Raw genomic sequence first — 13,125 nt, forward strand, 5'->3', positions numbered from 1 at the left:
CTGTAATTAACTCATAATTTTGCCGGAAATATCATTCTACTATGTATTTGTGTAATTAATTGTGTCTGACTACTTATATCCCAAGCTCTCGATAAAAATAGGGTCAATCCACCAGACAAAGCCGAAGTCCTGGCATTTGTTAATAGTCTCAGAAGCAAGATTGTCGAAAAGTAATATGAAACACTCCAATCTCCTCCTGCTTTCGGTTCCATTTCTGCTACTGTCAGGAATGGTAACAGCCAACGCAGCCCATGCAAAACCTTCAGAGCCAACCACCGAGATGAAAGTTCCAGTATCCCCAATGCCGAGGCAGTCTTCTGAGCGCTTTTCCATGCCTGCTATTTTTGCTCCACCCGATGCTCAATCCAACGATCAACCTGTTTGTTTTTATCAGCGCTCCGATAGCACGATAGTTGATTTGAGCAGACTTTGTGGGGCTAAGAGCACCGCAACGGGTACAAATACTAGATGGGAGAACGCTCCTGTTGAGGAGAAGAAGACCCCAATTTATTGGTAGAAAAATGAGAATTTGGGTCAGTAAACGAGTTCCATAGGAGCGCCCGAACCTCATTTCACCAAAAGTACGCGCGTGCGTAGCTATCCCGTAGGGAATCGCCCTCAACCCCTCAAATCTCTCCATTCACCTGCATCTGATGCACCTTGTCCGCCAACTCTTGCAGGCGCTTTTCGTCCAACTCGTCAATTGCCAGCATCCCGACATAGATGATTTCCTTCAGCGTTAGTCGGGTTGCTAGCGCCTTTTTCTGCACAAGTTCCTTAATTATGGGGCTGATTCCAATGGCGGTACTGGCTCTAGTCACAAAGGTAACGGGAGATTAACAACTTCGACTAAATCTTAGCACCTTTAAGCTGAGCTTTTAGCTGCGAAGCAAAATGCTTAAGCGCGTCTTGACAAGACGAAACACAAGGGTTTATCGTCGAAATGTGGAAAGGCCGATCGACCTATTCCTCCAAAACCTCAACCAACTCCTCAATCATCACATCAAAAGTCAGAGCTAACTTCCGCAGCAAAGTAAAGTCAACAGTTGTCAGCCCTGGACAGCGGGCATAATGCTTGACAGTGTTGTACACCACGCCAGAACGTTCTGAAACTTCCTTGAATGTCCACCCTTTCTCGGCCGCTAGTTCTCTGACTTTAATTCTTACTAAACCCATGCTTGACAATTCATGCAATTGCGTAGTGTTTTTGTAAAGATAGATTATTTTGACCAAGAATACTTAGCGGCGATCGGCTACTCCTCTAAAATCTCCACCAAATCCTCAATCATAATATCGAAAATGCGAGCCAGCCTGTGCAAGTAGGCAAAATTAACGGTTGTCATGCCTTGACATTGGGCGTAGTTTCTAATGGTGCTGTAACCAACACCCGATCGATCTGAAACTTCCTTAAGTGTCCAGCCGTTCTGGTCTGCAAACTCCCGAATCCGCAACCTCACCAAGCCTTTGCTCATACTTACTTGACAAATGACAATCTGCTGTCGTTTAATATTAGATATCTGAAAAAGCGATCGCCTCACGTCTGGACAACTAAGGGCGATCGCCTTCAAAAATTAAATAGACAGTTACTAGCTGTCTACCAGCCATGATAGCATCATCCCAGCTAAAATCAAGCACCCTCACCTGCTCAAAAATTCTCCACAAATCGCCAATCCTGCATCCGCTGGCGAGATTCGTTGCCGAAGAAACAGTCGCACTCCTGTTCAATATCGCAGCAGACGAGATTTACCGCATCGAATGCTGCCGCTACATGGTGTATGTTCACGCCAAAGGTATCAGCCGATTTGTCAGCTACGCCGATTTTCCCCCTATTTTAGAAGTAAAGCCGATCGCACCTCAAGATTTTGGCAGATGGTACAAACGCTGGAAAAGCAAGCAAGCACCTGCATTTTGGACGAAATTCTACACCCACAAGTTCAAAAAAGCTGTTTCAGTTGACAGCTTGCTGGAGTGGGGCCAACTGGTAGCTACTGTGAAATCGGTCATTTCCGGGGCGGCGCTGCAACAGCTACGAGATGTCTATGCCCAAGAAAAAGATTTGATGGAGAAATTTTAAAGTGCGATCGACTTAATCCTACTTGAACTTTCAATTAAATTTTAAAACACCTCATCTTCGATTCCCAGCCACCATTCCCCCAGATTCATTAAATCTTTGTGAAGGTCAGTAAGTTCTGTCATATACTCTTCAGCAGAAATCTCCGATCGCCTTTCTTGCAATTTTTTCAGCCGCAGTTGTACCAACAGCCAAGGTTTGGAAATCCCGTCCTTTGCTTCGATATATTTGGCTAGATCTTTGCTGTCCATAGTTATTGGTTGTTTTTTAGATTCGGAATGATTAAACCGCAGAGAACGCAGAGAACGCAGAGTCAGAGAAGAGAGAGAGATGAATAATTACGAGGGCAACTGGCTTAATATTATAGGACTTTTGAAACGCCTTAAAAAAGCTCTCATTTTTTCCAGTGGGTTTCAAGCGACTTGAGCTTTGAGCCAGGGGTTGAAACCCCTGGCGGACTAACTGACTGGGGGACTTTTCAGCTAATATGTCTCCCGCCAACATCTTTTACCTATAATCCGAAGTCTGAATTTTATTCAACTTCGCAGCATATTTCATGCCGTATTCCGGGCGACAGAAGCGATCGAGCTGAGCCTCAAAGAAAGCCCGATTTGCCTTCAAATGCTTGGGATTCGGGTCATCTAAAGGATACAAAAGAGCAGTCCGCAAAGCTTGAATCACCGCCGAAGTAACGCAGTACATCGATCGCTGAAATGTCACCCCAATTTGATTGAGGATATCATCTTCGCCGCGACAGCGCTGTTTGTAGAAATCCATCAAATAAGGCGGCAGGAAATGCAGCATATCTTGTGCTAGCAAAGTCGGCGGAATCCCCGCCGTACCTACCGGGAATTTGTCTGCATAAAGCACTCCGTAGTGGAAGTCTTTTTGGTCGTCAGGAACTTCCTTAGCTTGAGCGTTGTAAGATTTGGTGCCTCGGAACGGCGAAGTGCGATAAAATACAGCTTCTACGTAAGGTAAGGCTGCTTCGTAAAGCCAAGTGAAACCCTTAGATTTCGGGATAATTTCGTAGGTTTCGCCGTCAATTTGAACGTGGTGGTAAATCGGGCGTCCGGCGATCGCAAATATGCCATTTACTAGGAAATCCATCGCCTGCGGGACTGTCGTAATTTTCCCTTCGTCGTACAAGTCGGAAACCTCAAAAAATACAGGCGCCATTACTTCCCAGAATAAACCGAGATTGCTGTAATAAGACATTTGGCGGCACTGTTCTAAAAACATTTCGGGAAATGCTTTGTGAAGTGCCAGCATGAACGGGTCTTTTTTAAAGTAAGCTTTAATTGCCCGATCGGCATTAGCCTTATATTCGTCACTGTCCAAATAAGGATCGAATTGATTGGTGGGCACGTACAAGCCCCGGTGCCAAAGCATTGACCTCATACACTCTTCCGCAAATTCCATGTTAATGCGATCGTGCCACAAATGGTGAACAAATCGAGGGAGTTTACCAGTTTCTCCCTTTTCCATGAACTCCAAAAGTTCCGGGTGAACACTTCCAGTTCCCCGCCAAATCCGCAAATCTGCACCGTCGCCTGCATAGTGATTTTGCAAGTCTAAATACTCCTGGGGCAAGAAGTATTTAAAGAAGGGAAGCGGGTGTAAAAATACTCGTTCGGCGATGTAAAGCAAATCCCGCCAGTAGAAGTCCATCGGCACCGCGTAAGCTTTCCAGATAGCGATGATTTGCATCAGATTTTCCGGCGTATCTGGAATCATCGCGCCGCCAGCTTCCAATCTGTGAATTATTTCGGCAAATTCGTGTTTGGAAGGAGGTAGTTTAGTTGCTGGTTTATTAGGGGTTTGTACCATTGTTTCTTCCTTTGGTTGAGTGAATCTAAATATTTTGAATTATTGCAAAAAGCTGCGATTCTTTAACTGGTTCCCCGGCTGTGGGAACCGATATCCAGAGGCTATGCCTCGTCGGCGATCCGGAAAATTGGAGCCAGAGCCTCCGGATATGCGTTCCCAGGCTCAGCCTGGGAACGAGTAGATGTTCTTACTCCGCGTCGGCGGAATTCGTTTCTGTAGAAGCGATTTTTATCGCCGAATCTCCAACCGGATAGCTAATAGCAACTTGGGTATTTCTGTCAGCCGGCAGAGTGGCTACGATCGCATTTGTAGTAGATTCGCTCCACTTGAGCAGCCAACCCGGTTGAATTCCCAACACAAAAATGATGCCCGCCAAAACCAGCGCTGGCATATTTTCAGCAAACGTAACTGGAGGGTAGTAAGCCGTGGTGTTGTCCAACTTTCCAAAACAGGTGCGGTTGAGCAGAATCACAAAGTAAACTGCTGTTAAACCCGAAGCTAAAATGCAGAGTAAAGTTGGAATTGGAAAGATCGAGAAACTGCCTTGAAACACTAAAAATTCGGCAACAAAACCCACCAAACCCGGAATTCCGGCGCTTGCCATACCACCCAAAACTAACAGGGAACTGGCAGTCGGTAAACCCCGCATCGGGTTCATCAAACCGTTGAGCACGTCCAAATCCCGCGTGCCAACTTTGGTTTCGATGATGCCTACCAAATAAAATAGCAAAGCTAAAATCAAGCCGTGGCTTACCATTTGCCCGACAGCACCGATTAAGGCGAGTTTCGTGCCGGCGGCGCAAGCAACGAGGATGTAGCCCATATGCCCGATCGAACTATAGGCTACCATGCGTTTGATGTCTTTTTGGGCGATCGCGCTCAAAGCACCGTACATCACGCTCACCGTCCCGATAATCGCTAAACTGGGAGCTATAATCGACCAAGTTTCGGGAAACATCTGCAAGCCAAACCGGACTAAACCGTAAGTTCCCAACTTCGCCAGAATCCCTCCCAGCAAAATTGCTGTTGCTGGCGAAGCTTCGACGTAAGCATCCGGTAGCCAAGTGTGCAGCGGCACCAAGGGAATTTTAATTCCCAACCCAATTAGCAAAATTGTTAGCAGGATTAACTGCATATTTCTCGGCAATTCTTGAGTGGTAATCGCACTGTAATCGAAATTTAAAGAACCGCTCAGCCAAGCCACACCCAAAAATGCTGCTAGCACTAAAAGTCCCGAAACTGCCGTGTAGATCAAAAACTTCATGGCAGCGTATTCCCGCTGCTTGCCGCCCCAAATCGCAATCAACAGGTAAAAAGGAATTAATTCTACTTCGTAAAACAGTACAAACAGCAGCAAATTTTGAGACATCAAAGCTCCGGCAATACCAGCATTGATTAGCAAAATCAAAGCGTAGTAAAGCTGGGGACGCTGCATATTTTCCCCAGTGCCGTAAATGACTAATAGCGTCAGCAAAGCACTTAAAACCAGCAGCGGCAAGGACAAGCCGTCAATGCCCAAGTTGTAGCTCAAACCTAATTGTGGAATCCAAGGCAAATATTCTTGAAATTGCAGTCCCGAATTGGCTGGATCGAATTGAGTCAACAGCCAGATATTCAAAATGAAAATAGCTGCCGCAAAAGCCGAGGCTATTGAACGGAGACGCATTCCATTGATATTTCCGGGCAGGAACCCGACTACCGCAGCGCCCAACGCGGGCAACCAGAGCAAGGCACTAAGCATAATGTATGAAGAGTGAAGAGTAATATCAATTCCGGTTGCACCGGAATGATTGTTGACGGTTGACGGTTGACAGTTAACTCGAATTTACTATCCCGATGCTAACTTAGTTGATATTAACTATCACTTTAGCAAGCTTTTTTGGCTTGATAATTTGAGAGTTTAGATGTTGATTTTTCCCAAACTATCAATCCAAAATTGCATCACGGCACAGAAACCATAGAGACTGCCCCTGTGTCTAAATCGTAGTATCCACCAACAACTTTCAGTTTACCCTCTTGAATTAGCTGAGAGATAACTGGAGACTCTTTCAACCTCTTAGCTTGCAGAATAACATTCGCTTTGACGGCATTTTCTAGACGATCGCCCGCTTGGTCTTTCGAGCTGTCTACAGCAGGCTTAATGGCGTCGAGCAAACTGCCAATTTGACCGGGAACTTGAGATCCTTTGATGGTTGCGTCTACCGCACCGCACCTTTCATGCCCGACTACCATAAGCACTTTTGCTCCCAGTACCAGCGTGCCAAATTCCAGGCTGCCAATTTCTTCAGGGGTAGCCACATTTCCGGCCACGCGACAGACAAATAAATCTCCAAATCCTTGATCGAAGACAAATTCCGAAGGAAAGCGGGAATCTGCACAGCCGAGAATAGCAGCAAAGGGTTTTTGAGTTTTGGCAACTTCGGTGAGGCGCCCAAAGTCTTGGTTGGGACTTTGGCGTTTTTTGTCAACAAACCGCTTGTTGCCGTCCATTAACTTTTGCAGAGCTGCATCGGGAGTCGAGTCATTTTGAGCAATTGCCGGTTCGGGTGCAGCCAAATCAGCGCCTGCTCCTGCTGCGAGTATCCCTGTACCAATGGCTCCTGCGACAAATTTGAGGGAATTGCGTCGGGAAAGATTGAATTGTCTGTTGTTTGAGGTCATTTATGCTGCCTTATTTGAACGAGTTGGAAATCTTTGTTCAAGACTTCATGTTTTTAAGATTTTAGATTAAAACTGTCACCTAAAATCTTCAAGCTTATATTTCTTTACCCGCCTACAATCAGCGACAGGCGAGCTAGCAGTGGCCAGCTTATGAGCAGTCCCAAAACTGCTACTCCGAACAGAATCGTCAGGGCGTAAAACTGAGTTTGACCGTTAACGTTGTATTTGAGGCTTTGCCCGCCGAAAACCGTTGCAAAACCGATTAAGTTCGCGAATCCGTCAACAATATTGCGATCGACCCAAGAAATAACTTGAGCAACTAAACCGACGGCAAATATCACTGTCACCCGGTAAAGTTGGGCAGTGTAAAAGTCGTAGGCAAAAAAGTCTTGCAAAGCTTCAGAACCAATTCGTACTGGTTTTTCCCATTTGTCGTTCATGTAAACAAATGCTCCGGCACTGATGCCGATCGCCGTTGACAAAACTAGCAGTCCAGTTGCGGTATAATTCAAACTATGTCCAGGCAATAAATGCCACGCAGCCAGCAAGTGAGGAACGTGTAAAGTAAAGCCCATTAAAACAGTCATCGGCAAGATAAAAGGCCAGTGAACTTCCGGCGAACGTTCGGTCATTTGCTTTGGTTTGCCACCAAAAACTAAACCGAAGACGCGCACCAATCCAAAAGCAGTGACGCCGTTTACAAACAGCACTATTCCTAACAAGAAAGGGTGAGATTCCGAAAGCCCGGATGTGAAGTCTTCTAAAGCCCAGAAACAGCCGAAGGGCGGCAGCCCCACTAATCCAGCGCTACCGACAATAAACGATATCGCCGATATCGGCCGCTTTCCCCACAAACCGCCGAGAGCTCGGACATCCTGGGTGATGCTGTTCCAAACTACCGAACCGATGCTCATCACCAGCAAACCCATTGCCAAGGTGTAGGCAAATATCAATGTCAGGGCTGTTTGGGCTTGTCCGGTACCGACGGCGATAAATACTAAGCCCATGTAAGAGCTGACTATATACGAAAGCGTGCGCTTGATGTCAATTTGGGCGATCGCAATTAATGAAGCACCAACCGCCGTCGCAGCGCCTACAATAATAGTTGTCTTCACGCCCACGGGCGACAAAGCAATCACCGGTTGCAACTTAATCAATATCCAAGCACCAGTTTCAACAACTACGGTGTTCCGCAAAATCGTCGCCGGCAGCGGGCCTTCCATCGCCTCATCCAGCCACAGGTGCAAGGGAAACTGAGCGCACTTACCCATCGGGCCGGCAATCAAAGCTAAAGTCAGCAGCGTCGCGACAGTGGGGTCAAGCTTTGCAGTCTGAGCCCAAACAGCCAACTCGTCAAAATTCCAAGTTCCAGCCAGTGGCAGAATGGCGACTACTCCCATCAGCAAGAATAAGTCACCCACCCGCTTTGTTAAAAAAGCGTCGCGGGCTCCTGTCACCACCAAAGACTGATTGAACCACAGCCCGACTAGCAGGTAAGTACCCAAAGTCAGAACTTCCAAAATCATGTAGCTGAAGAACAGGGAGTTGCACAGTACCAAGCCGCACATCCCCGCTTCAAATAGCCCCATCAGGGAAAAGAACCGAGCCCAGCCCCAGTCCATTTCCATGTAACCGAAAGCATAAATCTGCGCCAGCAAGTTCAGTCCGGTAATCAAAACTGTCGCGCCGACGGTGACAGCAGAGATTTCTACGGGAATGGTTAAGTCTAAACCTGCTACATTCAGCCAGGGAATCAACTGGTGCCGGGCCGGTTGGTTCCAGATAGCTGTCAGGGCTATGACGCCGTGTAGGAAAGCGAACAAGGTTAATATGGCGTTCACGTAACCGGATGGTCTTGGCCCCGTGCGGCGGGTAACTGCCGGAAACCACAGCATCGACAGAACTCCGCCGATGAGTGGATAGCAAGGTATAAACCAAACGGTCTGGAGTAAGATTTGAGCCATTGGCATTACCTGTAAAGGTTACAAAAATTTAAAATTCTGAGAATCAGCCTGGGTTATCGTCGTTTAACCGGGCGCGATCGGAATATTGTTCTTAATTTTAAATTAAGTTTTGCGTTAATAATTATTTAGTATGTTATGTAATATATAAGATACGTTAATAAGTAAAAATACTTAGAAAAGAGTAAATTTAACTTCTAGGCTAGATTTTGGGAACCCATATCCAGAGGAAGAGCCTCGCGTCAAACAAAATGGAGCTTCTTCCTCCCCCTATCTGCGTTACCAGGTTCCAGTCTGGTAACGAGTAACCGGAACACTTAATAAGTAATAATACTTAAAACAGCTAAACTGATGAATCGCGCTTGTATAAAAGCGAAAAAGGAGGATCTGGCTCGCCTATATGCTTTACCAGGTTCCAGTCTGTTAAGGAGTAACTAGATAACCTAATAAGTAATAACACTTAAAACACCTAAACTTATGAATCGCGCTTGCATACAAGCGCTCACAGCTTATACTATGGTTAGAGTCATTTTTTGACGCTAATAAAGTTTATAACGATGTCACAATGAACCAAAAATATTTTTTGCAAAGAACTGAGCCACTTGATAATGAAGCATTTGTGGAAGAACTTTACCGCGCTTATTTGAAACGCGATTATGACGCTGATGGTAAAAGCTTTTTTCTCCATAAATTGCAAAACGGCGAACTTACACGGCCGGAAATCCTCAGCTCATTTTTGCAGTCATCGGAATTTAATTTTATAAGTGAATGGCAAAAAAGTATTTTAGGATTGCCAGGTTTGGAAATTATGTCATACCACATACCAAAAACGGCAGGAACAACTTTTTTCATAGCTTTAACACAGGTTTATGGTCTAGATAAAATCGCTGGTTTTTTGGATGAATCCTTAGCAGTAAGGGAAGGTGTAGATCCGCAAACAATAAAAGTAATACACGGTCATGTTCCTTCGAGAAGGTATTTCTGTCCTGCTCAAGTAAAAGAAATCATCTGGTTGAGAGATCCTATTCTTCGATTAATTTCCTTGTATTTCTTTTGGAAAAGTCTTCCTCGTACTGAAGATGAAAGTTTGCACAATTATGTACAAGAAAAAAACTTAGATCTGGTGGAATTTGCCAAGATTCCTCAACTCCGCAATGAAATGTCTCAATATGTTGGGGGGCGCAATCTCACAGATTTTTATTTTGTGGGAGTCCAAGGATTTTTTAAAGATGATTTAACAGAGCTGAGCAAGATGTTAAATTGGCCAGAAATCTCAATAACCTATGAAAACACAAACAAGCATAAGGGCTATAACTCTTTGGTAAACAGTATCCTCTATGACAGCCATATTATGAATGAGCTAATACATCTCAATCGCGAAGATTTGGAACTTTATCAAACAGCATTACACCTGAGAGCTAAGCGAAAAGGAATATCAAATTCATTCGCACAGTTCGAGCTATCTCCACAGCAAGGTCAGTCTCAATTGCAAAAAGTTTAAGCGCAACAAATTTAAAAAGGAGGCTCTTCCTCGCCTATCTGCGTTACCAGGTTCCACCCTGGTAGCGAGCAACAGTTCCAGATACCTGGAAAGGAAAGTAAGTCTCGATTGCCACAAATTTAAGCGCTACAAATTTAAGCATAACGGACGCACAGTTATAATTGTGGGATTTCCCAAGCTGATTCGGAAAGTTTGGCTTGGCGCTGTCCCATCGCCCTTGCCCTAACATTTAAAAGACCGATCGGCGTATTAAACAAATCTACCATATCGGCTTGGGCCATCGCACTTTTGGCGGCAGCAACCGGAAATTCCTTGAACAGCCACCTAGCCAGCCGGTAAAAATATTCCCCTGTTGTGAATTCTCGCATCAAATCGACACCGTGGAGTTCGTGCAAATATTTATTAGATTCGCCGTACCGATACCATTGACTTTGCAACTGTTTTATTGTAGAACGGTGGCGGTGTTGGACGATCGCATTTTCGGCAAAATACATTTTATAGGATGTTTCCCGCAAAATCCGCCAGCACAAGTCAGCATCGCCGCCACTGGTGAGGTAAGGGCGAAATAATCCTATTTGTTGTAAAACTAGCCTGCGTACAGCTAAGTTGGCGGTTTGACCGTAGGGACAAAAAGGGTGAGCGAGAGTATGTTGTTGAGATAAAGTATTTTGGCGATCGGCGTGTTGTTCTAAGATAGTTTTACCGGGCAATGCGAGTATTTCCCCAGCGCTAATTCCTACTTCTAAGTCAACAAATGGCTTAACTAAATTTTCCAGCCAGTCAGATTCCGGGCGACAGTCTGCATCGGTAAATGCAATGATTTCGCCTGTGGATGCGCGAATTCCTTGATTGCGGGCGGCGTAGGAACTTTGAATCTGATTTTCGGTGAGGTGGCGAATGGTTATCTGATCCAACTTAGCTGCTGTTTCGAGGATTGCTGAAGTGCGATCGCGACTGTTGTTGTCTACTAAGAGATATTCTACACTTTGTGGCGGATAAGTTTGCGATCGCAGGCACTCGATCAACTCCGGCAAATCCATCTCGCCGTTGTAAACAGGCACAACCACCGAAACTTGCGGTAAAAACGTTTTAGTCATTCACAAACAACCGTAAACGATAGCATAACTAATATTGAGTAAGATTAAACGAACCGCGCAGGCGCTAAGAACGCTAAGGAAGATAAATAAGCAAATGTAGTTCTTACTTTGTTCTATAAGCGTCTTCGCGGTTCTTCAAATAATTAAAAAGCGTTATTAAGTTCCATTGCATTAACGGGGATATAACTTGTCAAAATTATAACTTCGGCCCCTTAAACAGGCAAGATGCCTGTTCCACAACTGCATTCAGTTCTTGTGGAACAGGCATCTTGCCTGTTTCTTTGAAATAGTAGAAAATATCTCTTACATCCCCTGTACAATCCGTCACCCCATCCGTTCTCAACTGTTGCTAGTCAACATCAGAACCATTAACACTAACGCCACGTTAGTTATATAAAAAATGCCAACAACTTGAGTTTCTAACCAGCCGCACAACTCTAAATGATGGTGCAGTGGAGCCATTCTTAACAGACGCTTGCCGATTCCATCCGGCCCTTTTGTAGCTTTGTAATAACCTACTTGAGCAATTACTGACAGCGTTTCAATAAAGAAAATCCCGCTGATAATTAATAATATCCAAAGGCTATTTGTTAATAAAGCTACCCCACCCAAAGCACCGCCCAAAGCTAAAGCACCTGTATCGCCCATAAACACCTTGGCTGGATTACGGTTGTGTGCTAAGAAACCGAAACAACTGCCGCTGATGCAAGCGCAAAATATCATTAATTCTGGCGAAGTTGACGCTACAGATGCGCCCAATCCCAAAAGTGCGATCGCCCCCAAACCGCCCATCAACCCGTCAACACCATCGGTAAGATTAGTAGCATTGCTTTCGGCAACTAGCACAAAACCAGCCAGCGGCCAAAACAGCAAACCTAATGGCAATACCCAACCGAAAGGCAAAGCAACATTCGTAGAAATTGCAGGTTGATGAAACATCAGCCACAGACAAAATAGAGCAGCAAAACTTATTTGCAAAGCCAATTTCATCCGAGGTGAAATACCTTTGTTCGACTTACGTCGCAGAATTTGCCAGTCATCAATCCAGCCAATGAAACCGTAAGCTAAAGTTAAAGCCGATACGGCAACAACATCTGAGTTAAACTTAGACCAAAGTAAAGCGACTGCTACCCCTGCGGGTATAAAAAAGATGCCTCCCATTGTCGGCGTTCCCGCTTTTTTCAAATGGGCTTGGGGGCCGTCTTCGCGAATTATTTGTCCTGCTTTTAGTTGCTGGAGTACGGGCACAACTGCATAGCCCAACCCCGACGCAACTACAGCACAAACAACTAGCGGCATAAATAGCGATGCAGGTAAATTCAAAAATCTATCCGCTACTACATCTAAACCGATCGCTACAGTGCCGAGCCCCAAACCCAGCAGCAGGAATAAATTCTTTCCTGTAAGTTTGAAAGGCAGACTAAAAGGGATTTTCTCATCCAAAAAGTTATCCATAACACTCCTCACCACACACTATTTGAGAATAAGCAATTGACAATGGGGGAATAGGGTGCGATACAGGAGATTGAGAAATCTCTTAGTTTTTCTTCCCTGTTTCCGGTTGATTTCTTCACCCTTCTACCCGTTATTCTTCGCCTACACTCACATCCTCTTCTACTTCCTCTTCTAAATCATCGTAAGGACTGTCGTCAACTGCCATAAGTTCAGAAATTTCTTCTTCGTGCAGATAGTCGGGTTCTTGGACATCCCTTGCTAACAGGCGATTGTTAGATTCCAACCAGTCTAAAAGAGAAGATTGCTGTTTTAATGGAATTACATCCGCAGGTAAGTGGCGAGGAATTTGACGCAGAGATGGGTTGTACATGATTATCGGTTTTTAAAGACAAAGACGCGATCGAGTAGAGGTAACGTTTTGCCGACGAACTGCTCCTTTGATCAAGCACTTGCAAATCGGGCATTTAGCAAGGCTAAAGCATTATACCACAGGCACTGTTTGGTTCCGGATCGGATAAGATGGGAGACCCAAAAGGCGATCGCCCCCAA

Annotated in this window: 14 protein-coding genes; 3 read left to right on the forward strand and 11 right to left on the reverse strand. The window is 45.2% G+C overall.

The features are described 5' to 3' along the window. Positions 1-175 precede the first annotated feature (175 nt). On the forward strand, positions 176-517 hold the full coding sequence (locus tag QUB44_RS24865; RefSeq protein WP_333371687.1) for a hypothetical protein: 342 nt from the start codon (positions 176-178) through the stop codon (positions 515-517). Between the two features lie 109 nt (positions 518-626). Here QUB44_RS24865 and QUB44_RS24870 read toward each other — a convergent pair whose 3' ends face one another. The 3 genes from QUB44_RS24870 to QUB44_RS24880 form a co-directional block, all read right to left on the reverse strand. Beyond that, the gene (locus QUB44_RS24870; protein WP_333371689.1) at positions 627-821 is read right to left on the reverse strand and encodes a hypothetical protein; all 195 of its coding nucleotides are present in this window, start codon (positions 819-821) and stop codon (positions 627-629) included. Between the two features lie 142 nt (positions 822-963). Continuing rightward, positions 964-1,176 (reverse strand): helix-turn-helix transcriptional regulator, encoded by a 213-nt coding sequence (locus QUB44_RS24875; protein WP_333371691.1) that lies wholly within the window; start codon positions 1,174-1,176, stop codon positions 964-966. 77 nt (positions 1,177-1,253) lie between these two features. Continuing rightward, positions 1,254-1,472: a helix-turn-helix transcriptional regulator gene (locus QUB44_RS24880; RefSeq protein WP_333158825.1), complete on the reverse strand. Its 219-nt coding sequence runs from the start codon at positions 1,470-1,472 to the stop codon at positions 1,254-1,256. Positions 1,473-1,603: 131 nt separating this feature from the next. Between QUB44_RS24880 and QUB44_RS24885 the strand changes: the two genes are divergently transcribed. After that, on the forward strand, positions 1,604-2,074 hold the full coding sequence (locus QUB44_RS24885; protein WP_333371693.1) for a hypothetical protein: 471 nt from the start codon (positions 1,604-1,606) through the stop codon (positions 2,072-2,074). A gap of 41 nt (positions 2,075-2,115) precedes the next feature. Here the strand turns inward: QUB44_RS24885 and QUB44_RS24890 are convergent, their stop codons facing one another. The 5 genes from QUB44_RS24890 to QUB44_RS24910 form a co-directional block, all read right to left on the reverse strand. Then, positions 2,116-2,322: a hypothetical protein gene (locus QUB44_RS24890; RefSeq protein WP_172190588.1), complete on the reverse strand. Its 207-nt coding sequence runs from the start codon at positions 2,320-2,322 to the stop codon at positions 2,116-2,118. A 256-nt stretch (positions 2,323-2,578) separates the two neighbouring features. Next, positions 2,579-3,901, reverse strand: coding sequence for a CO2 hydration protein (locus tag QUB44_RS24895; protein WP_333371695.1), 1,323 nt, complete (start codon positions 3,899-3,901; stop codon positions 2,579-2,581). Positions 3,902-4,088: 187 nt separating this feature from the next. Continuing rightward, positions 4,089-5,642: an NADH-quinone oxidoreductase subunit M gene (locus QUB44_RS24900; RefSeq protein ID WP_333371697.1), complete on the reverse strand. Its 1,554-nt coding sequence runs from the start codon at positions 5,640-5,642 to the stop codon at positions 4,089-4,091. 200 nt (positions 5,643-5,842) lie between these two features. Beyond that, positions 5,843-6,562 carry a carbonic anhydrase gene (locus QUB44_RS24905; protein ID WP_333371700.1) on the reverse strand — a complete coding sequence of 240 codons (720 nt, stop codon included), beginning with the start codon at positions 6,560-6,562 and terminating at the stop codon, positions 5,843-5,845. A 104-nt stretch (positions 6,563-6,666) separates the two neighbouring features. Then, the gene (locus QUB44_RS24910) at positions 6,667-8,526 is read right to left on the reverse strand and encodes an NAD(P)H-quinone oxidoreductase subunit F (RefSeq protein WP_333371702.1); all 1,860 of its coding nucleotides are present in this window, start codon (positions 8,524-8,526) and stop codon (positions 6,667-6,669) included. A gap of 562 nt (positions 8,527-9,088) precedes the next feature. Here QUB44_RS24910 and QUB44_RS24915 point away from each other — a divergent pair. Further along, positions 9,089-10,024: a DUF4214 domain-containing protein gene (locus QUB44_RS24915; RefSeq protein WP_333371705.1), complete on the forward strand. Its 936-nt coding sequence runs from the start codon at positions 9,089-9,091 to the stop codon at positions 10,022-10,024. Positions 10,025-10,179: 155 nt separating this feature from the next. Here the strand turns inward: QUB44_RS24915 and QUB44_RS24920 are convergent, their stop codons facing one another. The 3 genes from QUB44_RS24920 to QUB44_RS24930 all read right to left on the reverse strand — a co-directional run bounded on the left by QUB44_RS24920 (position 10,180) and on the right by QUB44_RS24930 (position 12,946). Next, positions 10,180-11,121 (reverse strand): glycosyltransferase, encoded by a 942-nt coding sequence (locus QUB44_RS24920; RefSeq protein ID WP_333371707.1) that lies wholly within the window; start codon positions 11,119-11,121, stop codon positions 10,180-10,182. A gap of 339 nt (positions 11,122-11,460) precedes the next feature. Further along, a complete protein-coding gene (mraY, locus tag QUB44_RS24925; RefSeq protein WP_333371709.1) occupies positions 11,461-12,576 on the reverse strand; it encodes a phospho-N-acetylmuramoyl-pentapeptide-transferase in 1,116 nt (371 codons plus the stop codon). Positions 12,577-12,706: 130 nt separating this feature from the next. Further along, positions 12,707-12,946 carry a DUF3134 domain-containing protein gene (locus QUB44_RS24930; protein ID WP_006631296.1) on the reverse strand — a complete coding sequence of 80 codons (240 nt, stop codon included), beginning with the start codon at positions 12,944-12,946 and terminating at the stop codon, positions 12,707-12,709. Positions 12,947-13,125: the final 179 nt, after the last annotated feature.

It is taken from the genome of Microcoleus sp. AT3-D2 (assembly GCF_036705715.1).
Taxonomy (GTDB): Bacteria; Cyanobacteriota; Cyanobacteriia; order Cyanobacteriales; family Microcoleaceae; genus Microcoleus.